The organism is Halovenus anhuiensis, assembly GCF_037080055.1.
Classification (GTDB): domain Archaea; phylum Halobacteriota; class Halobacteria; order Halobacteriales; family Haloarculaceae; genus Halovenus.
Genome location: NZ_JBAOJI010000004.1, coordinates 196194 through 222410, shown reverse-complemented (window position 1 = coordinate 222410; position 26217 = coordinate 196194). Strand labels below are relative to the sequence as shown.

27 protein-coding genes are annotated in these 26217 nt (G+C 61.8%); 17 read left to right on the top strand and 10 right to left on the bottom strand.

The genetic code is table 11. The features are described from left to right. The first annotated feature begins 5 nt into the window (after positions 1–5). From uvrA to V8P86_RS11995, 3 genes are all read left to right on the top strand, one after another. Complete coding sequence (gene uvrA, locus V8P86_RS12005; protein ID WP_336327509.1) at positions 6–3059, top strand: excinuclease ABC subunit UvrA; 3054 nt, start codon at positions 6–8, stop codon at positions 3057–3059. Positions 3060–3133: 74 nt separating this feature from the next. Next, complete coding sequence (locus V8P86_RS12000) at positions 3134–3286, top strand: hypothetical protein (RefSeq protein WP_336327508.1); 153 nt, start codon at positions 3134–3136, stop codon at positions 3284–3286. Beyond that, positions 3279–4784: a glycosyl hydrolase family 28-related protein gene (locus tag V8P86_RS11995; protein WP_336327507.1), complete on the top strand. Its 1506-nt coding sequence runs from the start codon at positions 3279–3281 to the stop codon at positions 4782–4784. Before V8P86_RS12000 ends, V8P86_RS11995 begins: the two co-directional genes overlap by 8 nt. A gap of 12 nt (positions 4785–4796) precedes the next feature. On the opposite strand, the gene V8P86_RS11990 is transcribed toward V8P86_RS11995, so the two are convergent. Further along, entirely contained in the window at positions 4797–4973 is a 177-nt protein-coding gene (locus V8P86_RS11990; RefSeq protein WP_336327506.1) for a hypothetical protein, read from the bottom strand. A gap of 188 nt (positions 4974–5161) precedes the next feature. Here V8P86_RS11990 and V8P86_RS11985 point away from each other — a divergent pair, with 188 nt between their 5' ends. From V8P86_RS11985 to V8P86_RS11975, 3 genes are read left to right on the top strand one after another with little or no spacing between them, the layout of a single operon-like run. After that, positions 5162–6403: a potassium channel family protein gene (locus V8P86_RS11985; protein WP_336327505.1), complete on the top strand. Its 1242-nt coding sequence runs from the start codon at positions 5162–5164 to the stop codon at positions 6401–6403. Positions 6404–6446: 43 nt separating this feature from the next. Next, positions 6447–8672, top strand: coding sequence for a DUF8167 domain-containing protein (locus V8P86_RS11980; protein WP_336327504.1), 2226 nt, complete (start codon positions 6447–6449; stop codon positions 8670–8672). 48 nt (positions 8673–8720) lie between these two features. Next, positions 8721–9002: a ubiquitin-like small modifier protein 1 gene (locus V8P86_RS11975; RefSeq protein WP_336327503.1), complete on the top strand. Its 282-nt coding sequence runs from the start codon at positions 8721–8723 to the stop codon at positions 9000–9002. A 21-nt stretch (positions 9003–9023) separates the two neighbouring features. On the opposite strand, the gene V8P86_RS11970 is transcribed toward V8P86_RS11975, so the two are convergent. Then, positions 9024–10544, bottom strand: coding sequence for a phosphoenolpyruvate carboxykinase (ATP) (locus V8P86_RS11970; protein WP_336327502.1), 1521 nt, complete (start codon positions 10542–10544; stop codon positions 9024–9026). A 473-nt stretch (positions 10545–11017) separates the two neighbouring features. Here V8P86_RS11970 and V8P86_RS11965 point away from each other — a divergent pair, with 473 nt between their 5' ends. Next, complete coding sequence (locus V8P86_RS11965; RefSeq protein ID WP_336327501.1) at positions 11018–11428, top strand: CoA-binding protein; 411 nt, start codon at positions 11018–11020, stop codon at positions 11426–11428. On the opposite strand, the gene V8P86_RS11960 is transcribed toward V8P86_RS11965, so the two are convergent. The 4 genes from V8P86_RS11960 to V8P86_RS11945 are packed head-to-tail and all read right to left on the bottom strand — an operon-like array spanning position 11425 to position 13725. Further along, positions 11425–12120 (bottom strand): SDR family NAD(P)-dependent oxidoreductase, encoded by a 696-nt coding sequence (locus tag V8P86_RS11960; RefSeq protein ID WP_336327500.1) that lies wholly within the window; start codon positions 12118–12120, stop codon positions 11425–11427. The genes V8P86_RS11965 and V8P86_RS11960 overlap by 4 nt on opposite strands. Positions 12121–12179: 59 nt before the next feature. After that, entirely contained in the window at positions 12180–12548 is a 369-nt protein-coding gene (gene crcB, locus V8P86_RS11955; protein WP_336327580.1) for a fluoride efflux transporter CrcB, read from the bottom strand. Beyond that, positions 12545–12931: a fluoride efflux transporter FluC gene (locus tag V8P86_RS11950; protein WP_336327499.1), complete on the bottom strand. Its 387-nt coding sequence runs from the start codon at positions 12929–12931 to the stop codon at positions 12545–12547. Before V8P86_RS11950 ends, crcB begins: the two co-directional genes overlap by 4 nt. Before the next feature lie 44 nt (positions 12932–12975). Beyond that, positions 12976–13725, bottom strand: a complete 750-nt coding sequence (locus tag V8P86_RS11945) for a DUF429 domain-containing protein (protein WP_336327498.1) — start codon at positions 13723–13725, stop codon at positions 12976–12978. A 104-nt stretch (positions 13726–13829) separates the two neighbouring features. On the opposite strand from V8P86_RS11945, the gene V8P86_RS11940 reads away from it, so the two are divergent. Both V8P86_RS11940 and V8P86_RS11935 read left to right on the top strand, forming a co-directional pair. Then, positions 13830–14255, top strand: a complete 426-nt coding sequence (locus tag V8P86_RS11940) for an HIT family protein (protein WP_336327497.1) — start codon at positions 13830–13832, stop codon at positions 14253–14255. 60 nt (positions 14256–14315) lie between these two features. Continuing rightward, positions 14316–15047 (top strand): ParA family protein, encoded by a 732-nt coding sequence (locus V8P86_RS11935; RefSeq protein ID WP_336327496.1) that lies wholly within the window; start codon positions 14316–14318, stop codon positions 15045–15047. Positions 15048–15089: 42 nt separating this feature from the next. Here V8P86_RS11935 and V8P86_RS11930 read toward each other — a convergent pair whose 3' ends face one another. Then, complete coding sequence (locus tag V8P86_RS11930) at positions 15090–15917, bottom strand: PspA/IM30 family protein (RefSeq protein ID WP_336327495.1); 828 nt, start codon at positions 15915–15917, stop codon at positions 15090–15092. A 56-nt stretch (positions 15918–15973) separates the two neighbouring features. Between V8P86_RS11930 and V8P86_RS11925 the strand changes: the two genes are divergently transcribed. Beyond that, on the top strand, positions 15974–16564 hold the full coding sequence (locus V8P86_RS11925; protein WP_336327494.1) for an alpha/beta hydrolase: 591 nt from the start codon (positions 15974–15976) through the stop codon (positions 16562–16564). A gap of 9 nt (positions 16565–16573) precedes the next feature. On the opposite strand, the gene V8P86_RS11920 is transcribed toward V8P86_RS11925, so the two are convergent. Further along, the gene (locus V8P86_RS11920; RefSeq protein ID WP_336327493.1) at positions 16574–18790 is read right to left on the bottom strand and encodes a hypothetical protein; all 2217 of its coding nucleotides are present in this window, start codon (positions 18788–18790) and stop codon (positions 16574–16576) included. 140 nt (positions 18791–18930) lie between these two features. Here V8P86_RS11920 and V8P86_RS11915 point away from each other — a divergent pair, with 140 nt between their 5' ends. The 7 genes from V8P86_RS11915 (at position 18931) to V8P86_RS11885 (ending at position 25320) form a co-directional block, all read left to right on the top strand. Continuing rightward, positions 18931–19308, top strand: coding sequence for a response regulator transcription factor (locus V8P86_RS11915; protein WP_336327492.1), 378 nt, complete (start codon positions 18931–18933; stop codon positions 19306–19308). Then, the gene (locus V8P86_RS11910; protein WP_336327491.1) at positions 19295–20449 is read left to right on the top strand and encodes a HEAT repeat domain-containing protein; all 1155 of its coding nucleotides are present in this window, start codon (positions 19295–19297) and stop codon (positions 20447–20449) included. Before V8P86_RS11915 ends, V8P86_RS11910 begins: the two co-directional genes overlap by 14 nt. Further along, positions 20449–21876, top strand: a complete 1428-nt coding sequence (locus V8P86_RS11905) for a glycosyltransferase family 2 protein (RefSeq protein ID WP_336327490.1) — start codon at positions 20449–20451, stop codon at positions 21874–21876. Before V8P86_RS11910 ends, V8P86_RS11905 begins: the two co-directional genes overlap by 1 nt. 33 nt (positions 21877–21909) lie before the next feature. Beyond that, on the top strand, positions 21910–22134 hold the full coding sequence (locus V8P86_RS11900; protein ID WP_336327489.1) for a hypothetical protein: 225 nt from the start codon (positions 21910–21912) through the stop codon (positions 22132–22134). A 332-nt stretch (positions 22135–22466) separates the two neighbouring features. After that, positions 22467–24095, top strand: coding sequence for a glutamine hydrolyzing CTP synthase (gene pyrG, locus V8P86_RS11895; RefSeq protein WP_336327488.1), 1629 nt, complete (start codon positions 22467–22469; stop codon positions 24093–24095). Beyond that, positions 24095–25012: a glutamine-hydrolyzing GMP synthase gene (guaA, locus tag V8P86_RS11890; RefSeq protein WP_336327487.1), complete on the top strand. Its 918-nt coding sequence runs from the start codon at positions 24095–24097 to the stop codon at positions 25010–25012. Before pyrG ends, guaA begins: the two co-directional genes overlap by 1 nt. Further along, the gene (locus V8P86_RS11885; protein ID WP_336327486.1) at positions 25009–25320 is read left to right on the top strand and encodes a DUF7126 family protein; all 312 of its coding nucleotides are present in this window, start codon (positions 25009–25011) and stop codon (positions 25318–25320) included. The genes guaA and V8P86_RS11885 overlap by 4 nt, the downstream gene beginning before the upstream one ends. On the opposite strand, the gene V8P86_RS11880 is transcribed toward V8P86_RS11885, so the two are convergent. Beyond that, a complete protein-coding gene (locus V8P86_RS11880; protein ID WP_336327485.1) occupies positions 25315–25980 on the bottom strand; it encodes an O-methyltransferase in 666 nt (221 codons plus the stop codon). The genes V8P86_RS11885 and V8P86_RS11880 overlap by 6 nt on opposite strands. Then, positions 25977–26183 (bottom strand): hypothetical protein, encoded by a 207-nt coding sequence (locus V8P86_RS11875; protein ID WP_336327484.1) that lies wholly within the window; start codon positions 26181–26183, stop codon positions 25977–25979. The genes V8P86_RS11880 and V8P86_RS11875 overlap by 4 nt, the downstream gene beginning before the upstream one ends. Positions 26184–26217: the final 34 nt, after the last annotated feature.

The window sequence follows — 26217 nt, the reverse complement described above, 5'->3', positions numbered from 1 at the left end:
AACGAATGAGCCGCGATATTATCGAGGTCCGCGGGGCGACAGAGAACAACCTCAAGGACGTGGACGTAGAGATTCCACGCGAGGAACTGACCGTCGTCACGGGGCTGTCGGGATCGGGGAAGTCCTCGCTGGCGTTCGACACGGTCTACGCCGAAGGCCAGCGACGGTACATCGAATCGCTATCCGCTTACGCCCGGAACTTCCTCGGCCAGATGGACAAACCGCAGGTCGAGAACGTCGAAGGGCTCTCGCCTGCGATCTCGATCGACCAGAAAAACGCCGCCAACAACCCTCGCTCGACGGTCGGTACCGTCACTGAACTGCACGACTATCTCCGGCTTCTGTACGCTCGGGTCGGCACCCCGCACTGTCCGGAGTGTGGCCGAGAAGTCGACGAACAGAGTGCCCAGCAGATGGTCAGACGGCTGCTGGACGCACCGGAGGGCACCCGAGCGAAGATCTGCGCGCCAGTCGTCCGCGACCAGAAAGGCGAGTTCGAGGACCTGTTCGACGACCTCGTCAGCGAGGGGTACACCCGCGTCGAGGTCGACGGCGAACGGTTCGACCTCACCGTCGAGACGCCCGATCTGGACAAGAACTACGACCACACCGTCGACGTTGTCGTCGACCGCGTGAAACTCAGCGAGGACGAACGCTCTCGCATCACCGACTCCGTCGAGACGGCTCTCGACGAAGCGGACGGTGTGCTCAAAGTGATCTTCCCCGACCCACCCGAGGATCTCGACGTGGGTGGCGCGAGTGCACGCTCGACCGGCGATCTCGCGGACGAAGAACGCGAGGACCGCCGCGTCGTCGAGTTCTCGGAGGATCTGGCCTGCAGTCACTGCCACATCGATATCAGTGAAATCGAAACTCGCTCCTTCTCGTTCAACAGTCCACACGGGGCCTGCCCGGAATGTGAGGGGATCGGCTCGACGAAGGAGGTCAGCGAGGATCTGGTGATTCAGGATCCCTCGAAACCCCTGAAAAACGTCTTTGAGCCTTGGAGCTACAACCGCACCTACTACTCCCGTCAACTGGACAACGTCGCCGAGCACTTCGGCATCTCGCTGGACACCCCCTTCGAGGAACTGGACGAAGAGATTCAGCGACAGTTCCTCTACGGCACCGACGACCGCGTCCACTTCGAGTGGACGACGAAAAACGGCACGCGGGAGAAGACCGAGCGCTTCGAGGGGGTCATCCCGAACCTCGAACGCCGCCACGTCGAAACCGACAGCGACCGCGCACGCGAGCACATCGAGGAGTACATGGCCGTCACTACCTGCCCGGAGTGCGAGGGGACCCGACTGAAGGCCGAGTCCCGCGCCGTCTTCGTGAATGGAACTTCCATCACCGAGGTCAATCGGATGTCCATCGGCGACGCGCTGGCACACTTCGAGGAGATGGAAGAGACGATGTCCGAGCGCGACCGAAAGATCGCCGAGGAGATTCTCAAGGAGATCCGAGCGCGACTCGGGTTCATGACCGAAGTCGGCCTCGATTACCTCACGCTCGACCGGGAGGCTTCCACGCTTTCGGGTGGCGAGAGCCAGCGGATTCGGCTGGCCACACAGATCGGCAGCGGCCTCGTCGGCGTGCTCTATGTCCTCGACGAGCCCTCGATCGGGTTGCACCAGCGCGACAACGACCGCCTGCTGAACACGCTCGCAGAACTCCGGGATCTCGGGAACACGCTGCTCGTGGTCGAACACGATACCGAGACGATGCGCCGCGCGGACAACATCATCGACATGGGGCCCGGGCCGGGCAAACGCGGCGGCGAAATCGTCGTCAACGGGAGTTACGAGGATGTTCTCGACTGCGAGGACAGCGCCACCGGCGAGTATCTCTCCGGCGAGAAAGTGATTCCGGTGCCCGACTCTCGTCGCGTGCCTGACCAGCGGGAAGGCACGGAAGGAGCGAGCGGGGACGACGGACCCGCGAGCCGCGACCCCGACGGCACGATCACCATCCGCGGCGCGCGCCAGCACAACCTCAAGGATCTCGACGTAGAGCTCCCGGTCGGCTGCTTTACGGCGATCACTGGCGTCTCTGGCTCCGGAAAATCGACGCTGATGCACGACGTGCTCTACAAGGGACTCGCTCGCGAGATGAACGACAACACGAGCGTCGATCCGGGCGAACACGACGCCATCGAGGGTCTCGATCAGATCGAGACTGTCCGACTGATCGACCAGTCACCCATCGGCCGGACGCCGCGGTCCAATCCCGCGACCTACACCAACGTCTTCGATTACGTCCGGGAACTGTTCGCCCAGACCGACGTGGCCAACCGCCGCGGCTACGAGAAGGGCCGGTTTTCTTTCAACGTGAAGGGCGGTCGCTGTGAGGCCTGTGGCGGGCAGGGCACGGTCAAAATCGATATGAACTTCCTCTCGGACGTGACCGTCCCCTGCGAGGAGTGTGGCGGCGCGCGGTACAACGACGAGACGCTGGAGGTCACCTTCAAGGACAAAACCATCGCCGACGTGCTGGACATGAGCGTCGAGGAGGCCTATGACTTCTTCGAGAGTCACAGCCAACTCCGCCGGCGGCTGAAACTCCTGAAGGATGTCGGGCTGGGCTACATGCGGCTGGGTCAGCCCTCGACGACCCTCTCCGGCGGTGAGGCCCAGCGTGTCAAACTCGCCGAAGAACTCGGCAAGAAAGACACCGGCGAGACGCTGTATCTGCTGGACGAGCCGACGACCGGTCTCCACCCCGAAGACGAGCGGAAACTGATCGACGTGCTCCACCGACTGACCGACGAAGGCAACACGGTGGTCGTGATCGAACACGAACTCGATCTGGTGAAAAACGCCGACAACATCCTCGATCTGGGGCCGGAGGGTGGCGAGGCCGGCGGTCAGATCGTCGCCAGCGGGACGCCGGAGGAAGTCGCCCGGACTGAGGGCTCGTACACTGGGGAGTATCTGCGTGATCTGCTCCCCGACGTGGAGCTAGCCGGGCCGCGGTCGGACCGGGAGTTACCGACGCCGGAGAGTGCACCGGTCGGCTCGGACGACAGCGACCAGACCGCCGCCGACGACGACTGAGGCTACTGTTCGAGTACCCATTGTGCGGCCGGTGGGTGCAAACTATTTTGATAGCCACGGCCTGTCACGGTAGTATGGACAGACTACGACCGAACCGGCGAGAACTCCTCCTCGCGGTTTCGGCCGGCTGTGTCGGACTTGCGGGCTGTGGACAGCGCAGCGACTCCGAAGAGATTCAGTACGAGTACGGCGCGGCCTACGGAGCACAGTACAGCAGCGATGAGTGACGAGACGCCGCGTTTGGATTTAGGTATCTTTGAGCAGGGTGATCCACAGTGGGATCACACTGACACTGTCGAAGCAGTCGACGAGTACGCAATCGAGCGCGGCTCACTCGACGAGCGGCCGGACCGCGGCGAGCACGACGACGAACTGTTCCACGTCATCGAGCAGGGAATCACGTGGCGGTGGGACGAGAAGGCCGACGACTGGGTGCATTTTAGCGGTACCGGAAGCGAGACACAGCAGGTGCCGGGCACGAGTTCGTTCGAGACGGCCCAGTTCGACCACGCGCACTCGAAGAAAACACCGGTCTGGAACGTCGAGGCCCACGGCATCGAGGGCGATGGCGAGCACGAGGTTGGTCAGGCCGTCCACGAACTCCTCGGCACGGTGGCGGAAGCCGGTGGTGGCATCGTCTACTTCCCGCCGGGGAGATATCGCTTCGAGCGGACGCCGTTGATCGGAGACAGCACGATCATCGAAGGTGCCGGCCATTCGACGGTCTTCGAGGGGGTTCGACCCGATGGCCCGACTGGTCGGGCACTCCTCTCGAATCGCGGGTTCGATTCGCCGGGGTACGAGGGGGCCTCGAACTGGGCAGTCCGGAATCTTCGGATCGATTCACCGGAGTCGAACGGCATTATGCCAGCCCACGCAGAGAACGTCCGGTTCGAGAATATTCACGGCGATCGGATCTACTATCACCACCTCGATATCGTCTCCAGCAGACACGTCACCATCGACGGGTTTCGAGCGACACAGGGTGGCCGAGACGACGACGCTGACGCACCGGTCCAGTTCGACAACCAGATCCCCGGCACGGACGCCAACGGTATCTGGGACGGTGACGCGAGCACGTACGCGACGGCCGACGGGACCCCCGTGCAGAACTGTACGCTCACCGATTTCGAGATTGCTCCCGAGAACGGTCCGGAGTACGGTGTCCGTATCCACCGCGAGGGGGCGGAATCGATCACGATCACCGAGGGCCGAATCACCGGCTGTCAGCATTCGGCGATCAGAGCAGACACGGGCGAGGAAGTTACCGACCTAACGGTCGACGGTGTCTCCTGTCTCGAAAATGCTCGTGGGATCTCACTTGGAGAGATCGAGAGTGGCCGCCACGGATTGACCATCGACAACGTTACGATCAGAACCGAAGACAGCAGCCTCGCGGGTGGATCCGGACTGTACGCGAGCGGCTTCGACGAGGCGGAAATATCGAATATTTTGGTCGAAGGCCAGTTCGAGAACTCGATCCTGTTCGACGATATGGCCGATCTCAAACTGAGCACCGTCACGGCACGCGGGGCGTCATCCCAGGCGCTCCGATTCCGAACGAACGCCGACGCGACGCTCACAACCGCTCGCGCGGCCGACTGTGGCGATGCAGGACTCTACGTGGGGCCGGACAGTAGCCTCGCGTACGGCGGCGTGTCTTTCGAGAATGTCGGCGAAGAGGTGACCGTCGACGGCGAACTCAGGGAGTGGCGGCGGTCGTGATGGCCGATCAACTCACTCCTTTACGAAATAGCTCGTAAAGAACCCCGAAAAGAAGGAGGCGACGGCGACCGACAACAACACCTCTGAGAGGTCGTAGGGGCCGTCCTCCTCGTTTGCAGTCAGTTTGGTGATTGCGACGCCGATGACCAGCGAGATGATGCCGTTCGCGAGATCGTGTTTGAGGGCCATGCGTTCCAGTACGGATCGGTTCGCCAAATAGCTACTGTCCGGTTTCGATAGGCCAGTTCTCAGACACTGGTGTGACCAGACTGACTGCTGTGCTCGGGCCAATTCTGGCACTGCTCGCTCGAACTCTCTTTTCAGCCGCTGATAGGCGCGCAGAAAGTTATTTGAAGGTCCCTGCGTGCAGTTGATGTATGGTATCCCTGCCCGTCGACGTGTTGCTCGGGCTCTACCTCGGTGCCCTCGTCGGTATTTTCCCGGCGCTGGCGGTCTGGGCGGCCAGTTTTGGCTTTCGCTATCGGGAGGGACTGTCGCTGTCGCGTGCGGGCGCGGTGGGACTCGGACTCGCGGTCGCCGCTCTCAACGGGGCGGTGCTCTGGGTCGTCGGCGAACCCACGCTCACTGCGGCCGGACCCCTCCGACTCGCACTGGCTGGCATTCTCGTCGTCACCGTCGCGCTGTATGCCCACAGCAAGGGCGACACGGCGGCCGAGGAGTTCCCGCGACGGCTCTCGATCACCGAGTTCGCCGGGCAGGGGGTTTCGACCGACAGAGCGGAACTGATCGACGACGGCGCCGAAGTCCGGATTCGGGTCGTCGGTGCGGTGGCCGATGTGGACGGCTATCCCGCACTCCCCGAGGAACTGCGTGCCGAGATCAGCAACGCCGAGTTCGAGTTGCCGGCCGATCTGCGGCTCTCAGAACTACAGCGCCGCGTCGAGGACCGACTGGAAACGACCTATGACCTCGCGACTGCGGAGGTCGATATCGACGACCGAGGGCGGGCGCAGGTCGCCGCCGCGCCACCCTTTTCGGGGCTCTCGAAACGCGTCGGCGGCGGCCGTCACGCCGTCTCCGTCTCCGGACTCGTTCCGACCGGCATCGCTCGCGGCGACGAGGTGACGGTCATCACGCCCGGCGCGCAGGTCCGCGGGACAGTCATCAGTGCACAGTCCTCGGGTCCGGCCGCCGACCACGACGAAAACGAGCCCGATATCGAGCCACGTCTCGACGACGGCGTCGCTGACGAGGAGGACGTTCCGCGACAGGTTCGGACGCCGACCACCGACGGCGGCGAGGGACAGATCACCGTCGCAGTCACGCGGACGGACGTGCAACCGCTGCTGCGTGCGTCGGAGACGAAAATCGTCGTCGAGTCCCGCGAACTCGACCGCGAGTACGAAGTCGTCTCGATGCTTCGCCGTGCGGGCCACCGGATCCAGCGGATCGCCGTCCGTTCGGGGGGCCGCCTCGACGGACAGACGCTCGGTCGGTCGGATCTCAGAGACGAACACGACGTTGCGGTGCTGGCGGTCAGGAAAGACCAGGGGTGGCTGATCGCCCCAGACGGCGAGACGCGACTCGAAACCGGTGACGAACTGTTCGCCGCGGGAACGCGGGAGAATCTCACGGCCTTCGAGTCGGGTGGTGTCTGATGCGATCGCGCCAACTCGCTGACGGTCGCGGAGGTGAACGCCGATGAGCGTCGCGCTCACGACGGTCTCGACCGTCGAGAGTGCAGCTTCGATCACGACACAACTGCTCGGAATCGCCGCCATGGCGACGCTGCCGGCCGCGGTAGCAGCACTGGTCTATCGGTCGCTCGCGGAGGAGAAAATCCCCGGCTGGCTCGCCGTCGCTGTCGGTGTCTCGGTCGTTGCACTCTATCTCGGAACTGCCCCGGCACTGGAAGTGCTCCTCGACGAGACCGATCCCTCTCAGCTAGCGGCATCGCTGTTCGACATCGGCGGCCTCGTGGGTGGTGTCGGTGGTGCGGCGCTTGGACGGGCCGTCGGTGATCGGTTCGGAGTGGAGGTGCTCGTCTGGTCGCCGACACACGAGGCCAGCGCGGACGTGAGCCAACTCGCACAGACTGTGGGACAGGTGACGACGGTTTCGCTGCCGGCGACCATCGAAGATGCCCCCGGCTACGATCCGATCCCTCACAAAACCAAAGAGGATCTCGCCAGCACGCAATTTGTTTTCCCGCGCGGGCTGACCGTCGACGAACTCGAAACGCGCATCAGCGAGCAGTTGCGGTCGGATTACGGCATCGCCGTCGCTGACATGCGCTTCGACGAGTACGGTACTCTCGTCTCACTCGCGGTCGGCACTCGCGCGGCCGGCATCGGCGCGACGCTGCCGCCGGCGACCAACGCCGTCGCGGTCCGGGCAGATCCCGGCTTTTCGGCCAGCACCGGCGACATCGTGCAGGTCTGGGAACCCGACTCGATGCAACGGGTCTGTACCGGTGAGTTACGCGGCGTCGCCGACGACGTGGTCACGATTGCCATCGACGCCGCAGACACGCCGAAAGTCGACCCGACGCGGCGCTATCGCCTCGTCACGCTGCCGGTCAACGACCGCCCCGACCGCGAGTTCGCCTCGCTGCTCCGGGCGGCCGAGGAGACCTTTAGTACTGTGACTGTCGAGGCCGGCAGCCCGCTGCACGGGTTGCCTGTCGGCGCGGTCGATCTGACGATCACGGCGATCCGTCCCGACGACGGCGACCCGGTGCCGTTCCCCGACCGCGAGTATCGCCTCGCGCCGGGTGATCTCCTCTTCGTGATCGCGACCCCGGGGAACCTCCGATGCCTCGAAGACGGCGCGACGGCGCTCGATCCCTCCGTTGCGAGCACAGAAGGACTTGCGACCGACGCGACCGAACCCACGGAAGGAATCCAGACTGCGGATCCCACCGCAACCGCCCGGGAGGAATCCACCGGCGAGGACGGATTGCCCGCCACCGACGACGGCTCGGATGGAGCAGACGACCAATCGTCCGCGCCCGACCTAACAGACGAGCCGTCATCTGAGCCCGATATCGCGGACGAACCGCCATCCGAGCCGGACGCTGCGGACGAGTCGATCAGCGGAAAAGCTGACTCGGACTCGTTCAAAGAGATCAAAGCCAACTTCGAGGAGAGCGACCAGCCGGCCGAGACGGCCGAACCGGCAGACGATTCCGCCGAACCCGCCCAGGCGGAACCGACGGAACCAACTGAGGCGACCGACACCAGCAGCGATACCGCCTCCTTCGACGAACTCAAATCCGAATTCGAGTCCGGCGATGCCGACTGGGACGAGGGCGAGACCGACCAGCAGCCGACCACCGACCCGGAATCGTCACCACCGCAGCAATCAGCGCCCGAGGAACAGACGGACGACGAACTGCCCGAATCTGACGATATCGAAATTGCCTTCGCCGACGACGAGCAGACGGACTCGGCTGAGGACGCCGAGGACGATGACGACGGACTGGTCAGCCTCGACGAGGCGGACATCAGCTTCGATGACGACGAGGACGAACGCGAAGACACCGGAAGCGACGACCTCGGCGGGATCGATATCGACGACGATCTGCAGGGCGAGGCCGACGACGCCATCTCGGACGATCTCGGTGACCTCGATCTCGACGACGACGAGGAAGAAGATGTCTCGGAACTGGATCTCTCCGAGGAGGACGGACTGTTTTCGGATGTCGACGAGGATGACGACGAGGAGATCGAGGACGACGAAGAGACGGATGACGAGGATGACGACGAAGACGAGGGCGACGACGCTGAGGAGGACGATGACGACAGCGGGGGTGGCGGCGGTGGGACATCTTTCGCCCAACTGAAAGAGGAGTTCGAGTCGGGAGATGCGGACTGGGAGGACGACGTGTCGGACAGTCCGGGTGGGGATATGCGTCTCGACGAGTGATCGACAGGACGAGTAATCCTCTTTGCGCTGGGTGCGTTTTGCTCAGGTATGCGATGGAAACTGTTCGCCACGCTCTCGGAGACTGTCGGTGACAACGTTCTCGAAATCACCGTCGATGCCGAGGAGCCGACGCTGCGTGATGCCGTCGACGCGCTGCTTTCGGCTCATCCGGAACTCGAATCGCAGGTGCTCGACGACGACGACACGCTGCAGGATCATCTGCGCGTGCTCTGTGACGGCGAGGATCCGTTCCACTCTGCAGCGGGCTGGGAGACGGATCTTTCCGATGTCGACGAACTCGCGATGTTCCCGCCGGTCACCGGCGGATAAGCAGTAAAACTGCGCTCGTTTTCAGTAGACGGCGTCGATGATCTCTTCCGAGAGGTTCTCGAACTGTTCGAGATAGGAGCGACGCTCCGCGCGAAGCGACTGTAGTTCGTCCTCGAAGTCCTCGTAGTGGGTCGGCGGATAGAACGGTTCGACGTCGATTCCGGGCACCTCTTCGGGCACCTCGAAGCCGAAGGTGTCGTCGGCGCGCCACTCGATTTCGTCGCGGGCCACACCGACGAGAATACTCACCGACTCACGGACGCCGATATCTGCCTTGCTCGGGCCGACGTAGCCGGTGTTGATGACGAAACACTCGACATCGTTCTCGGCGATGAGTTCCCGGAAGCGGTTGCCTTCTTCGCCCTCCGGGCCGATGATGAACGGATTCGTCCCGACGACGCGGATGGATTCGCCGGCAGCGTCGGGGTCGCCGGCGCTGGTCTGGATCGACTCGCCGAGCATGAAGGCGACGGCTGCCTGCCGGTCGTCAAGTCGGGCGACCGGCGGCATGGCGGGGTTGCGTGTGATGAAGAAAATCTGATCGACACCCTCGGTCATGTCGATATCCTCCGAGGCCGAGGAGAGATCCTCACGTCGGATCACGGCTCGCCCGTTGGCGGTCAGTTCGGTGTTGTCGAAGTCGACGGTGCCGTCTTCGTCGACCCAGACGTTCTCGAAGACCGCCTCGTCCTGCGTCGCGGCGTCGTACAGGGCTGGCTGCTCGTCTTCGTCCAGCCCGTCGGTTTTGATGTATAGGCCGTTGCCCTCACTGCCGGTGACCTGCCCGTCGGGCAGCAGTGCACAGACATCGTCCTGTAGCATCTCCGTCCCTTCCGGTTCGTCGAGCCAACAGCCGTGGCCGGTCAGCGTCGATTTTCCCGTCGCGCTCAGCCCGAGAAAAGCCTGTCCGACCGTCGTGAGTTCGCCGTCGTCCTCGATGGTGACGCGTTTGCTCCCTGCGTGAATGCCGAGCCCCCCCTGCTCTTTCGCTCGGCGCATGAACAGCCGCAGGAACGACTTCTTGGCCTCGCCCGTGTAATCGCTGCCGAGGACGAAGGTCAGCCCTTCCTCCGGCAGGACGCGGATACGACGCTGATTGTCGTCTTGTTCGTCCCACTCCGGCAACTGAAGCGTCTGGAAATCCGGTTCGCCCGACGCGGGTTCGAGAAGTTTCCCCCACGCCAGCGCGATCCGCGAGTACTCTTTGGGCACGAACAGTCGGCACGTAAAGGCCGTCTCTTCATGTCTGCCGACCTGCCGGTCGAGACAGATCAGTTCGCTGCCTTCGACGGAATCGAGCGCGTCGGTAATCGCTTCCCAGTCGGCGTCGTCGAACTCGTCGTCGATCAGGTTTTTCGTCTGGTCCGCGCTCCGGGATTTCTGCTCGCTCACGTACCGCGGACTTCCGTACTCGGTCGTCCGCTCGTCGTGGCTCGCGTACTCCCGCAACTGCTCGAATGTCGGGTTGTACACAACGTTGTCGGCGACCTCGGGATCCGGGAACTCCTCCTGGAGACGGGATCGTTCCACCCTTTGACTCATGTGTTTATTACGTCGGTTGCCCAGGGCATAAAGTATTGGAAATCGCCACAACTTGCGATACTATAACAAATGAGATATACTGTCCCAAACGGGCTCGCTCGACTCACTGCGTAGGATATGGCTATCTGTTATCTTTCTCCCCGATATTTTTCTAAATATTTATATTATATATTCCTAGAGCCGGTGATTATTTTGTATAGTCACGTTTTCCAACGACCGAGTTACGTGAACACGAATCATATGATATTATCTCTACACTGTTTGAATTCTGTCTAATACGTATATTGAGTCGATTCTGAGTTGTCTTTCGTTAGCCAACGGGCAGATCCCACGAGATCCGCTGTCCCGGTGGATCGCTCGCCTGCTCACTCGCTGGTCTCTCGGCCTGTACCGCGGACGCTCCCGGACAGCCTCTTGGTCATAAATAGCGTGGCACAACTTCTTTGTGACTCTCCGGCGTTTGTTATCGACGTATGCCAGTCACTGACGACGACGAACTTCGTTCCATTCTCGAATACGACCGCGTGGCCGTTGTCGGGTGTTCGAGCACGCCCGGGAAAGACGCCCACGACATTCCGAGCTATCTGGATCGGCAGGGATACGATATCGTTCCCGTCAATCCCTATGCAGACGAAATCCTCGGCAAGGATGTCTACGACTCACTCGAAGAGGTTCCGGGCGATATCGATATCGTCGACGTGTTCCGCCCGAGCGAGGAGGTAAGCGACATAGTCGACAGCGCCCTCGACCGCGAGGACGTGGAGGTCATCTGGCTGCAACTGGGGATCCACGACGACGAGGCGGTCGAACACGCCGAACAGGCCGGCAAGCGAGTCGTGCAGGACCGCTGTATGAAGCCCGAACACCAGCGACTGATGTCTTAGAACTCCTCGACAGCGGGGCGCAGATCGAGTTCGAGCGTCCACGTGGTCTCGTCCTGTTCGACGAGATGCCAGTACGATTCGGCGATTTCATCCGGGTCGAGTAGCGAGTCTTCGTCCCGATTCGGATTTTGTTGTCGGAGCGCCGGCGTGTTGATCTGGCCGTCGAGGACGACGTGTGCGACGTGAATTCCCTCCGGGCCGAGTTCGCGGGCCATCGATTCGGCCATCCCGCGGACGGCGAATTTCGCGGCGCTGAAGCCGACGGCCCCGCCCCGGCCCCGAACTGCGGAGGTGGCTCCGGTGAAGATGATCGTCCCACCGTCGTCCATATCCGCGACCGCTTGCTGGGAGCACAGCAGCGCACCCTGTGCGGAGACGCGCCAGGCCTGCTCGAACTCCCCTGGTGAGATATCGCGCAGGCCTTTCCAGGCCGCGCCGCTGGCGTGATTGACGAGGATATCCACGGGACCGAACGCCTCCCGAACGTCGTCGAAGGCTTCCTCGACACGCTGTTCGTCGGTGATATCCGTCGGGACGGCGACCGCTTGCTCGCCGAGTTCCGCGGAGAGTTCTTCGAGATAGCCCGTCGAGCGGGCGAACAGCCCGACCTGACAGCCCTCGTCGATGAACTTCCGCGCGAGTGACTCTCCGAGTCCGGGACCGACGCCGGCGATGACTGCTGTCCGTGTCATGTTCTCGTGTGCGCGCGCCGCGCCCATAATTCTCGGGGCGGTTGTGCACTGGAGGAATGTTAGCGCCCGCCAACGAGTGATACCACGCCCCATGCTACCCCCACGGCGAGCAGACACAGACAGAGCGTTCCGACCGCGTAGATCGCAGCACGGAGTCGACTTCCCGACTCCCACAGCCGTACGGTTTCGACCGAAAACGACGAGTAGGTCGTAAAGGAGCCACAGATCCCGATGCCGACGAACAGGACGATGTCCGTCGAGGCCGCGGCGACGGTCACGACGCCGAGCGCGAAACTCCCGAGGACGTTGACCGCAAGCGTGCCGAAAGGAAACCGCTCACTCGGAACGAACTCGCCGACGAGATACCGCAGGACGGCACCGAGTGCACCGCCAGCGCCGACGAGTTGTGCCGGTGGAATATCCATCAGGTCTCACCCCCGGCCAGCCCTGCCAGTCCTCGCCCGAGGAGGACGCCGACAAACCCGAGTGCGTAACTGCCGACCACGTAGACCGCCCCAACCGCTGGCTCGGCCATCGCCGCATCGACGACGAACGTGCTGTAGGTCGTAAACGAGGAGAGAAAGCCAGTCGCGAGGACGCGCCGCGCCGATCCGGAGATCCGCCCGGCGAACTGGTTTTCGTAGAAGATGAATCCGAGTGCCAAACTTCCGAGGATATTGACCAGTGCCGTCGCGACGAGCGTCGCGGGAACGAGCAGTTCGACGAAGTACCGCAGGTTCGCCCCGGCAAAGCCACCGATAGCGACGAGGACGATTGGTTCGAGCCGTCTGACGGGATGTGTCCGTGTCATCGATCTTCCGACCGCTTCGTCTGCTCTGAGAACCAGCGGCTACCTCACTCTGTCGACTCGTCGACGAGCGGGTCGGGGGCGCGATAGACGATTTCCATCGGTAATCCCTTGCCGTCGGTCGGCGGATCGGGCGGCAGCGAGCGAAGCGGTGCGCTGGCCGGCCGCGCGGTGTACGCGAGGACGACGGCGTCGATCACGTCGTCGATGGCGACAGCAGCGCCGCCGGTGGCCTCGGCGACGGCCTGGACGACCGGTGGGGCATCGGCGTCGTGGCTGGCGAGAATCCGCATCCGCTCGGCGTAGCCGCCGGCCTTCCGCTTGGAGTACTGGAGTGGTTCGCCAGCCAGCGCGCGGAAACAGACTTCGGAGTGTGACTCTCGAAACGCCGTCCGCGCCTCCGGGACGTTCCGCAACAGGTCGTCGACGGCCGCAATCTTGTCGCTGATCGCAAACGCCGATTTCGAGAGCGTGTTTCCGCTCTTGCGTTCGTTGACCCGCTTGGCGGCCGGATATCGCCGCTTACGCGTGGCCTCTCTCACCGGCGGCGTCAGCACCGCCGACTGCAGTGGGCCGAGCACCGACTTGGCCAGTTCGTCACAGCGGCGCTGCTCGGCACCGCTTTCGATCAGGCCGATTGGGATGTTGATCAGAATCCGTGGTTCACGTTCCTCGTAGTGCTGCCAGAGTTCACCGATCTCTTCGAACACTTCGGTGTTGTCGTAGCCGTCACCGTCGAACGCGACTGCGAGCCACCCCTCATTGCTCCAGTCGACGCCGACGAACGTCGCTGCCATACTGCAACCTTCGCACCGTGAAATAAAAACCCCCGCCCATCTGACGACCGAATCGCACACCTGCGGTGGGTAATATTGATTTGGCAGGCGAGTAACGTTCAGGTATGAGCGACGACACGACCATCTTCGAGCAGATCATCGCCGGCGAGATTCCAAGCTACACCGTCTACGAGGACGAGACGACCTACGCCTTCCTCGACGCGAATCCGCTCGCGCCGGGCCATACGCTGGTCATCCCGAAACACCCCTACGAGCGATTGAACGACATGCCCGCCGACGAGGCCGGCGAGATTTTCGGGATCATCAGCGACATCGCCCCCGCCGTCGAGGCTGCCGTCGGCGCAGACGCGAGCACCGTTGCCGTCAACAACGGCGAGGAGGCCGGACAGGAGGTCCCACACGTCCACTGGCATATCATCCCCCGGTTCGCCGACGACAACGTCGGCCCGATCCATCGGCTGTTCGACGGCGCGGAACTAGCCGACGACGAGATGGAGGAGATTGCGGCCGACATCCGATCGAATCAGTAAGCAGGACATTCTCCTCACAGAATACGTATCTTTATATACAGGACCGCGTCAGCATCAGGTATGTCGACGCGAATAGTCGCTTTCGTTGGCGCGACAGGTGGTGCGGGGACGACACGGCTGACAGTCGAATCCGCGGCACTGTTGGCCGCGACGGGTCGGTCCGTCGCGGTGTTCGACGCCGCCGTCCAGACCCAGGGGCTCGCAGCGTACACCGACCAGCGCATCGACGCCGATGTCACCGCACTGTTGACCGGCGAGGCCGACCTGGACGCGACGCTGTACGAGATGGAACTCGACGGTCCGGGCGTCGTCAACCTCTGTCCGGCGTGGGCTCCGTTCGAGCGACTCGCCAGGGCAAAAACGGCGGGTGCGGCCAACCGCTTCGAGCAACAACTCGCCGCGGCGGCAATCTCCCACGATGCGGTCCTGATCGATACCCCGCCAATCGGCGGGAATCAGGCGATTGCGGCCGTCAACGAGGCCGACCGCATCGGGATCGTCGCGCCCGACACGAACCGCGGCCGCGACGGGGTGGCGCTCACCCGCGAGCGACTGGCCGACATCGGGGTCGAGGACGACGCTGTCATCGCGAACCGCTCCACCGAGGGGCTATTGGATACCGACGTTCGGGTGCCGGAAATCGAAGCGACCGACGCCAGCTCGGCACCGAGTGCTGTCCCGGCTGACGAGCAGTTTACACCCGCCGTTCTCGAAATCGTCGAACGGCTCGTCGGCGTGGACCCCGACGTAGAAATCCCAGATTCCGGTCGGCTCTCCGGATTATTTCAGTAAAAACTCTCGCGCCTCCTCGACGGGTGGACTCCCTGACGAGGCTCACTCCTTCTCTTTGAGATCCTCGAGTTCGGATTCGATCTCCGCGTCAGAGACCTCTGATTCGACATCGGCGTCCGTTTCGATCTCCTCGGTGTCGACTTCTTCGGACGCGTCGGCGTCTGCGTTCTCGTCCGTACCCATCTCCGATTTGAGCGTTTCGAGTTCACGGTCGACGGCACCGTCGGTCGCCAGTTGATCGAGTTCGCGGTCCAGATCGCTCTTGTCGGAGAGTTTGTTTTCGAGGGCACCCGTCTCACGGAGTTCGTCGAGCGCAGCGGCGCGGGCCTCCATGTCCTCGGTCTGCTGCTGTGCGCGCTCGATCGTTCGTGAGACATCGTCCATCTCCTCGCCGGCCCCGGTCATCGCTTCGTTGACGCGGGCACTGGCTTCTGCGGCCTCGTACCGGGCCTTCATGGTCTCCTTTTTCGTGCGGAACTCCTCGATCTGGCGCTGAAGTTCGTCCTTCTGTTGGATGAGACCGTCCTGTTTCTGTTCGAGATCGGCAACCTGGCGTTCCAGATCGTCGATCTGGCGCATCTTCTGTTTTTTCTTCTCCAGCGCTTTCCGAGCAAGGTCGTCACGGTCCTGCTCGACGGCTTCCCGGGCCTGCTCGTTGTGCTTGTCGACGTTCTCTTCGAGGCGGCGTTTCTGGATCTCCAGGCGTTTCTTCTGGGTGGTCAGATCTGCAATTCCCTGTTTGACCTTCTGAAGTTCGTCCTGGAGTTGCTCGTAGGAGTAATCGAGTTGCTGGCCGGGGTCTTCGGCCCGGTCGAGCAACGAGTTGAGCTTCGACCTGATTACCTGTGAGGTGCGCGAGAGGATTCCCATACCGTGACCCACGGTCCGGCCAAACTTAAAATTCTTACATCTGTTTACCACTCAGCATGAGCGACCCCAACCGGTTGCCGGGACCGCGAGACGTTCGCACGACGCTCGACGGCGATACCACCGATCGGATCGTCGTCGCCTGCTCGCCACATCCGCAGTTCGGCGGCGACAGACACGACAGCAGACTCCGCGCGGTCAGCGACGCGCTCGTCGACCGCGACATCGACTGCCTCCGAATCGATTACGGCCCGTGGGACGAGGGACGCGGCGAACGAACAGATGCACTGACTGCACTGGAGTGGGCTGGCGAGCGCTACGACACCGTTGCTCTGTTCGGCTACAGTTTCGGCGGCGCAGTCGCGCTGTCGGCGGCAATCGAGGCGGATTCGCTGGCGGCCGTCTCGGTGCTCGCCCCGGCCGCGAGCAGCGTCGAGGGGTTCGACCCCGCCGACCTCGACGCAATCTCTTGCCCGGCGCAGGTTGTCTACGGCGAGCGTGACGATACTGCGGATTGGCAATCTGTCGTCGAGCGAGCAGAGCAACTGGAGTGGTCCGTCGAGTCTATGCCAGCCGATCACTTCTTCATCTCACAGCAGAGCCGGATTGGTAATCTCGTCAGGGACTTTTTCGCTGCGTCGCTTGGCTGATGGGTTGAATTAACTCAACCGTTCTCTGAGGATCTCGTAGGACCGCTTCAACCGCTCTTCGTACTCGGGCACATCCCATGGCTCCCAGCCGTACTCGATGGTTTCGAGGCGTTCGCCGCTCACGGCTGGTATCCCGTGTGTGAGGTTTGTCCCACCATCGAGTGCTGCTGCGGCCCCAGTTTCGGGAAGGAACGTGGCCGCACCGACCTGGAGGCTCTCGAAATCAACAGCACTGAGTCCGCCTTCCCACTCCGTCGCGATCCGCTGTTTGCTGGAGGGGTCGGCGACGTTCAGGAGAATCCACGGCAAGCGGAGTTCGATTGCGTTCTCCGCGGCCGCGACGTGTACGTCGGTCAGCGAGTCGAATTCGTTCGCTTCGGGATTGCCGTTGCCGTATCGCAACGTCCCGGTCTCGACCGCCTCGAAGGGCCGACGCTCGCCTGTCTGCGGGACAGTGTACCCCCGGTTGATGGTCTCGCGAACGGGAACGAACCCCGCCGAACCGTCCCGGTACGCATTGAGGTCCAGCCCGGTGCCTGCCCCAAACTCCCGAGCAAAGGCGTCGTATCGTGAATCGACGAGTAGCCGGGAGTTACCGGGGCCACCGAGGCGGACGACAAAGTCCGCCGGTGCCGTCGCCTCAGTCCCGAACGGCAACTGCGGTGTCCGGCCCGTCAGCCCGACGGTGATGACCGCGTTCATTCGCGTCCAGTCGACGGGATTGGGAAGGTCTTCGAATTCGAGTCTGAGATCAAGTCCCTCGACATCGTGTGTCACTCGTAGTTCGGTGAGCGTCCGCATCGGGTCAGTTCCAGCGGTCGTTGCTTCGTAGACGGCGGCGTCGGTCCAGTCTTCGGTCGATCCATCGAGTGAGACCCCATCTACAGGCTCGAATGCGAGCAGCCCGAACCGTTGTTCTGGCGTCTCGATGTTCGACCAGTACGGCCGCCGTCCGGGAACTGAGCGGTTAGCGAGATTCCACGTCCGCTTGAACCACTCGTTTTGCCAGGAGAAGGCGATACCGCCCGCCGTGTCGGCCCGGTCGATGTCCTCAAACATGGCCGCGACAATCTCGCCCTGTTCTTGCTCCGTGTGACCACCCTGGTCCCGATCGTGGACGCCTCTGTGGGAGATTCCTCGCGAACTCGGTACGCCAAACTCGGCGACGAGAACCGGGTGGTCGGTCGCTCCAACGAGGTCGTCCAGATAGCCCGCGTAGTTGTTCGGCTCGCCCCGATGGTCGATGTACTCGGTGTACTCCGGCGTCTCGTTGAGGAGATCCGGGTAGTACGGATAGACGTGGTAGGATGCGAGCGTACCTGCGTCGAACGACTCTGCTGACTGGATTGCATCCGGGTCGACGCCTACTCGATCCTCGTCTGGGAACGGTTCGTAGGGATGACTGAGTGGGTCTGTCGTTACCCAGTTGACGAACGAAACCGGGCGCTGTACCCCGTACGTCGACATTTCGCGACGCACGATTGTTTCGAGTCGGTTCGCAAGCCACTGCTCAAACGCCGAGGCATTTTCTGCCCGGAGATACGCCCCAGAGAACTCGCCGTCGGCCCCCGCCTGATTCGTTTCGGCGACGACTTCCGGTGGCCACTCGATTCCGAACAGGAATCCGAGCGTTGCGTCACTCACATCGGCATCGTAGGTTCCTGCGGCGTGGCCGGGTCGCTTTTCGAGGGTTGTTGCCCCGTGAATCGCGTCGACCGTTCGATGAATCTCGGCGTCGACCGTCTCCGAGAGTTCTGTCGCGTCCCCGGCCTCGAGTAGATTGGGCGTCGGGACCCACGTCCCCTGCAGGAGCAACAGCGGGTCGGTCCGTCCGTCGTTGTACGCAGCGAGTGCCCGGTAAAAATCCGGTGGATGAATCGTATACGTCCGCAGGACGTTCGCAATCTCACCGATATTTGCGAGCCAGCGATCGTACTCCTCGCGAGTGATTGCGGCTTCACCCGGGAACCGGCCGGGCTTGGCCATTCCGAGGTTTACTCCCTGCACTGCCAGTGGCTCGTAGCTCTCGCCGGTCCATCGCTCGAACCCATCGGCTCCGACCCGGAACGGGACCGCCTCTTCTTCCGGAACCGCTTCGTCGGCAGCAGGCCCGTCGCTGCTGTCGCCGGGCTGGTTCTCCCCGTTGGTGCTTTCGCTGGACGAACAGCCAGCGCCACCGGCTACTCCCGCTGCACCGAGCGATGCGATGAATGTTCGGCGCTGCACACCCACAGAAGACTCCCCAGAAACATCACAGCAACGGTAGCTGGTGTTCGGCATCGCCAAGTTCAGGGCAACCTGCCCTGGAGACCGCACCCCCAATACCTGTGCTTTTATACGAGTACGACATACTTACTCGAAAGCTGATGTCCGCAGAGATTCTCGTTGTCGACGACGACGAACCGATCCGACGGTTAGTTTCTCACCGACTCGAAAGCGCTGGCTATACGGTTCGACTCTGCGAAGACGGCCAAGTGGCTGCGGACCTCCTCGAAGACGGGTACAGCCCGCAGATGGCAATTCTAGATGTTATGATGCCACGTCTCGATGGCACCCGTCTACTGCGGATGATCCGAAACGGCCAACTCTCGATCGACGAGGATCTTCCGATCATTCTCCTGACCTCTCGCGGCCGCGAGGAACACGTCTTGGAGGGATTCGATAGCGGGGCAGACGATTACATCACGAAACCGTTCAGAGCGAGCGAACTACTGGCCCGGGTCCAGAGATATGCGGATAACTGAGTTCCCGCTGGGAGATCTGACGCTCGGGACAATAACTGGCTTCGGCTATAGCGTCCCGCGAATTGTCGTTATTGTCTTCGTGGCACTGGTGCTCGGGATCGCGCTTGCGGTGCTATTCTGGCTGACTGTTGGCTGGTCGACCTACCGATCGGTCCAGCGGACCCGGCGCGACCGCGTTCGTGACGATCTGCAAAGCGAACTGCTGGATCACCTCTTCGAGCCCGATGTCGATTGGGAACCGTGGGTTACCGGCTTGTCCGGAACCGAACGGGAGGTTGTCGAGTCCTTGCTCGACGAATATCTACGCGAACTCGACGGCAGCGACGCCGACAAACTCCGTGGACTCGGTCGTGAACTGGGCATTCCCGAGCGCTCAACGCGACAGTTGCAGTCACGTGGAGAGTACACCCGGCTGTCCGCACTCACCTGGCTCACCCTCCTCAGAGAGCCCGACCCGCTCGCTGAGGTAAACTTCGAGCCACAGACGCCACGGGAACGGGCGTCCGTCGCCCGACTCCGGTACGAAAGTGACGACCTCGATTCACCTGCTGAGGGCGTCGATATTTTGCTCGGTGAGGCGACGACACAGTTTACGATCTTCGGTCAGGATACGCTGTTTCAGATTGCGACGGAGGACCCGGTTGCCCTGTTCTCGATGGCTGCAGACCAATACCAGCAGTGGTCGATCTCGCTTCTGGTGCAGGTGTTAGTTGTCTGCCAGCACGTCGGCTCGACGGTCACGAGCGAAGATGTCTCCTGGGTTATCGCGATGCTCGAACACGACAACGAGCCTGTCCGTGCGGCAGCAGCCCAAGCGCTCGGCCAACTTGGCTGGCGAACTGACCTCCGTGACGATCTTCTCGGTGAACGACTCGTCATGGATCCATCTCCCCGTGTCCGCGGAGCGATCTACGAGATGCTCGCGGCGTGGGGCGACAGCCGAGCCCTGGATCTGCTCACCCGAACACTCGAAACCGAACTGGACGACCGTGCCAGACTCACCGGAACGAACGCGCTGGTCGAACACAGTGACCGACTCCCCGAGACTGCTTCGGCGGAACTGGGGGCGACGTGGGCCTGGAGCAGCGAACACGCCGAATACGATGACCGCGCGCGCAAGCCGAGGCGGGTGAGTGAGTAATGCACACTGTGACTCACCTCTTCACGCGGCTTATCATCGTGTTTGGGCTGTTCGTCATCGGTTATTATCTCTTGATCAATCTCTACTACTTCTGCATCCACGTGCTCGCACTGCTGGAACTTCGCGACGATATCCGCGAATCCCGGTGGGATCCCCCGTTCCGAGAGTTTTCCAGTCCGTTCTATCCCGGAATCGGGATCGTGGTTCCGGCATACAACGAGTCGGCGACGATTGTCGAGAGCGTCCAGTCGATGCTCTCGCTGAACTATCCCGAACTCGAAATCGTTGTGGTCAACGACGGCTCGACCGACGAGACGCTGCAGCGACTTATCGACAACTTCGAGTTGGAAGTGGTCGGCGCGGACGTTCCGGTCGATGTTCCGTCCGAACAGATCCACGACGTCTACCGCTCGACGACCTACGAACAACTCCTGATCGTCGACAAGGACAACGGCGGCAAAAGTGACGCGCTCAACGCCGGAATCTGGTTGACAGAGATGCCGCTTTTTTGTGCGGTTGATTCAGACACGATTATCGACCGGGACGCGCTGCTCCAACTCGTCCGTCCGTTTCTCGAACAGCCCAAAACGGCGGTTGCCTCTGGCGGCGTCATCCGCGTCGCCAACGAGTGCACAATCGAAGACGGGAGCATCAAAGAGGTGGCGCTCCCGAAAACTGGACTTCCCGGCTTGCAGGTCATGGAGTATCTCCGTGCGTTCTACTCGGGGCGACTCGGACTCAACCGCATCAACGGACTCATACTTATTTCGGGCGCGTTCGGTCTCTTCCAGACCGAGGCCGTCCGCGAAATCGGGGGCTACCGCCACGACACTATCACCGAAGATTTCGACATCGTCGTCCGCTTACACCGGTATTTGATCGACGAAGACCGCGAGTACTCCGTCGACTTCATCCCCGAACCGGTCGCGTGGACAGAAGTCCCATCGTCCCGCCGTGTGCTGGGCCGGCAGCGACGCCGCTGGTACCGCGGCATGGTCGAGACGGTTCTCGCAAACCGGGGAATGTTCTTCCGACGCAAGTACGGGCGGGTCGGGACAGTTATTCTCCCCTTCTTTGCCGCCGCCGAAGCACTCGGTCCACTCATCGAGGGGCTGGGATACGTCGTTCTCCCACTGGCGTGGTACTTCGGGATCCTCGATCCAGGATTTTTCATCAGCTTCTTACTGCTGACGACCGGATTCGGGGTCTTCCTCTCGTGGTTCGGGATTCTCAGTGAAGTCTGGAGTTTCAACCGGTACGAGAGTCCGTGGCAGATCCTTCGGTTGCTCTGGTACGGTGTCTTGGAGAACTTCGGCTACCGGCAGTGGAAGACACTCGTCGCCTGGCAGGGACTGGTCGAGTATCTCAAAGGCGTCGATACGTGGGGTGCGATGGAGCGAACAGGCTTTAAAACCGAGGACGATTGATACTCTTTTTATTCACGATATTTGATATAATACATGACTACGCCTGCGACGACGGATTACTTCAGGGATCTCTACGAACTCGGGGGCCCGATCCATCGATCTCGCTCGGCGAGAAAATCGCACAGGCAATTGAAGTCGGGCGTGACCATCACGGTGCGAGGAACTGACAATGGCTTCAGCGTCGCCGACGACGGAACGAGGTTCGTCTTCTTTGGTATCAGCGACGGGACAGCGGCTATCCAGCCAGCCAAGGCGTAGCGGAACCGTTTTTGATGTGTTCTCCTGGGCCGGTGCTCGTTTCGCTTACAACGACACGACGGGATCGGCCGACCCCACTGTAAACGCACTCGTGATCTCTTCTACAATCGAACAATGCAATGTGGTCCTGTTTTGAGGGGCTGCTCGACTTCGTCAAAGACTGTATAGTCGTTAGAGTGCGCCGACCGGAGTGAGGCGGTTCACCTGAACGCGAGCGAAGCGAGCGTTCAGTCCTTTTTCGCCCACGTTTTTGTCGCGGGGGTTCGCGGTCGAACCCCCGCAAGAAAAAGGTGGTCCGAAAGGAATTTCCCCCTCCCAAGCACACGGTCAGTATGCCGGAATCAGAAACAGGCTACGACCCCACGCTGGGTCGAAAGTTCATTTTCGTCACGGGCGGGGTGATGTCCGGGCTTGGCAAGGGAATCACCGCCGCGAGTACAGGCCGACTACTCGCAAACGCCGGGTTCGACGTCACTGCGGTCAAGATCGATCCGTATCTTAACGTCGACGCCGGAACGATGAATCCGTTCGAGCACGGAGAAGTCTACGTCCTCAAAGACGGCGGCGAAGTCGATCTGGATCTCGGAAACTACGAACGCTTCCTGGATATCGACATGACCTTCGATCACAACGTCACCACCGGGAAGGTCTATCAGGATGTGATCGAGAAAGAACGTGCCGGCGATTATCTCGGCAAGACCGTCCAGATCATCCCGCACATCACCGACGGTATCAAGCGCCGAGTGCGTGAGGCCGCCGCCGGAAGCGACGTCTGTATTATCGAAGTCGGCGGCACCGTCGGCGACATCGAAGGGATGCCTTACCTCGAAGCGCTGCGCCAGTTCGCCCACGAGGAAGACGAGGAAGATATTCTCTTTGCACACGTTACCCTCGTCCCGTACTCGAAAAACGGCGAACAGAAGACCAAACCCACCCAGCACAGCGTCAAGGAACTCCGCTCGATCGGCCTGCAACCTGATATTCTGGTCGGTCGCTGCGAAGACAAACTCCACCCCGACGTGAAGGAAAAGATCGCGCTGTTCTGTGACGTGCCGACTGACGCAGTCTTCTCGAATCCAGATGTCGAGGATATCTATCACGTCCCGCTGATGGTCGAAGACGAAGGACTGGACGAGTACGTGATGGAGCATCTCGAACTCGACGAGGAGGCACTCCCGAGAGAGCAGCGCGATACCCAGTGGCGCGATCTGGTCACCCGCGACAAAGAGGGGACCGTCGAGATTGCCCTCGTCGGCAAGTACGGACTCGAAGACGCGTATATCTCGATTCACGAGGCGCTGAAACACGCCGGACTGGAAAAGCGAGTGAATGTCGAGCGGAAGTGGATTCACTCCGAGGATCTTGCCGACGGCCACGGTGGGAAACTCGACGATGTCGACGGGATTGTTGTCCCCGGCGGGTTCGGATCGCGCGGGACGGAGGGCAAGATCGAAGCCATCCGATACGCCCGAGAGAACAACGTTCCGTTCCTCGGCCTCTGTCTGGGCTTTCAGATGGCTGTCGTCGAGTACGCTCGGAACGTCCTCGAACTGGAGGGCGCACATTCGGCTGAACTTGTCGAAGATACACTACATCCCGTCATCGATCTCCTGCCCGAGCAGAAAGAACTCGACGATATGGGCGGGACGATGCGACTCGGCACCTACGACACCGAGATCGAATCGGGAACGCTCGCTCACGACCTGTACGGTGACACCTGCACGGAGCGACACCGTCACCGCTACGAGGTCAATCCCGAGTACATCGGCGATCTCGAAGACGCAGGACTTGTCTTCTCGGGGACCTCAGGGAGACGTATGGAAATTCTCGAACTGCCCGAGCATCCGTACTTCTTCGGGACGCAGTTCCACCCCGAGTTCCGCTCACGTCCGACCCGTGCCAGCCCACCCTTCGTTGGCTTTCTCGACGCCGTCTGCTCGCTCGATGGAGGTGACCACTGATGGTCGACGTTGACTCCTTTATCGAAGAGAAACTGGAAGAAATCGCAACCGAGGTCGGCGATGCGAACGCAGTCATCGCTCTCTCGGGCGGTGTGGATTCCTCGACGGCCGCCGCCCTCGCGTACGAGGCCATCGGCGACCAACTCACGCCGGTCTACGTCGACACCGGCCTGATGCGAAAGGGCGAGACAGAGGAGATCCGCGAGACGTTCTCCTACATGGATTCGCTGCAGATCATCGACGCACAGGATCGCTTCCTCGATGCGCTGGAAGGCACCACTGATCCCGAGGAGAAACGCCATATCATCGGCGAACAGTTCATCCGCGAGTTCGAGACTGTCGCCAACGATGTCGAGGCCGACTATCTCGTCCAGGGGACGATCTATCCCGACCGAATCGAGAGCGAGGGAACGATCAAATCCCACCACAACGTCGGCGGCCTCCCCGAACATATCGACTTCGAGGGTATCGTCGAACCGATGCGGGATCTCTACAAAGACGAGGTCCGAGAGGTCGCCCGCGAACTCGATCTGGAGGAGATCATCTCCGAGCGGATGCCGTTCCCCGGCCCGGGGCTTGCAGTCCGAATCATCGGCGAAATCACCGAGGAGAAACTCGAAGTCGCTCGCGAGGCCAACCACGTCGTCGAGGAGGAACTGGAGGAGTACGACCCGTGGCAGGCCCTCGCCGCTGTGATCGGGAAGGCCACCGGCGTCAAAGGCGACAATCGTGTCCACGGTTGGGTCGTTTCGGTCCGGTCGGTCGAATCCCGCGACGGGATGACCGCTCGCGCACAGGAAATCGACTGGGAGACCCTGCAGCGGATTCAGTCACGGATCACCGGCACAAACGAGAACGTCGCCCGCGTCGTCTACGACGTGACCCACAAACCGCCAGCGACGATCGAGTACGAATGACTGTGATTGTCGCAGGCGACGATCAGTACGAGATTGCCGACGCAATCGAAGCGGAGGATTTCGAGGTTGCGCGGGTGGACATCGGCAACCGCCCGGCACTCGAAGACGCCGGCATCGTCGACGCGACGGCGTACGTCCTCACGGAAGTCCAGCAAGCAACGTCGATTTCGGTCGCGAAGGATCTCAATCCCGACCTGAAAGTTGTCGTCTACGCCGACGGCTCCGTGCCCGACTTCGCGCGCGGACAGGCCGACCTCATCCTCGATCCGAACCTGTTCGATCCCGCCGACGTGGCCGCCGAACTATAGAACGACGCTCACCGCGACGCCCTCGCCGACTGGAAGAAGAGCTGTTTCGAGTCCATCGTGGTCGCGGACGTAGGCCAGATACTCGGCGATACCGCGACTCGCCTCCGTTGCTGTTTCGACTTTCTCGCCGTTCAGCAGCGAGATTACGTCGTCACGGTCGATGACGCCCGCGGTGATGGCGTTGTCCGCGAGCACGAGACTGCCCGATCGGAGTTTCTCCTCGACAGCCTGGAGTGCCTCCTTGTACCGCTGTTTCTCATTGTCGATCAGCACGATATCGAACGGCCCGTCGTAGCACTCGACGATGTCGATGGCGTCGCCGTGCTCGAAGTGGGCTTGGTCTGCAATGTCAGCCTGCTCGAAGTACTCCTCGGCTTGATCGAGTTCGTCGGCGTTGATTTCGGTGAGGACGATTTCGCCCTCCTCCATTCCGCGGGCGAACCAGTACGCCGAGTAGCCAAACCCAGAGCCGAACTCGAAGATTCGCGCGGCGTCGGTCGTCCGGGCGAGCACGGAGAGCCACGCGCCGACCGCTGGCCCCACCGTCGGAAAGTTCTGCTCGTCGGCGTGGCTCTCCATCACCTCGATAATCTCGTCGGGTTCGGGGCCGATCAGACCCGCCAGTTCCGTCACTTCCGAAGGAACGACTTCCTCGGTCACTCTGGTGACCACTCGCAGGTTGTGCCCGTTGCCATTCCTTCCTCGTCGATGTGTGCCGACAGACAGCCGTAGTTACAGAAGTAAAGCGGCGACCCGCAGTCGTCGGTGCAGTCCCGAACGCAGATCGGATCGTGGTCGAAGATTGCACAGCCACAGTACGCGCATGCTTCGTCTTCCGCTGGTGTGGTGATCGTCGTCGACATACACTCCATTCGACTTCCTGCGTGGAGAGCGTTA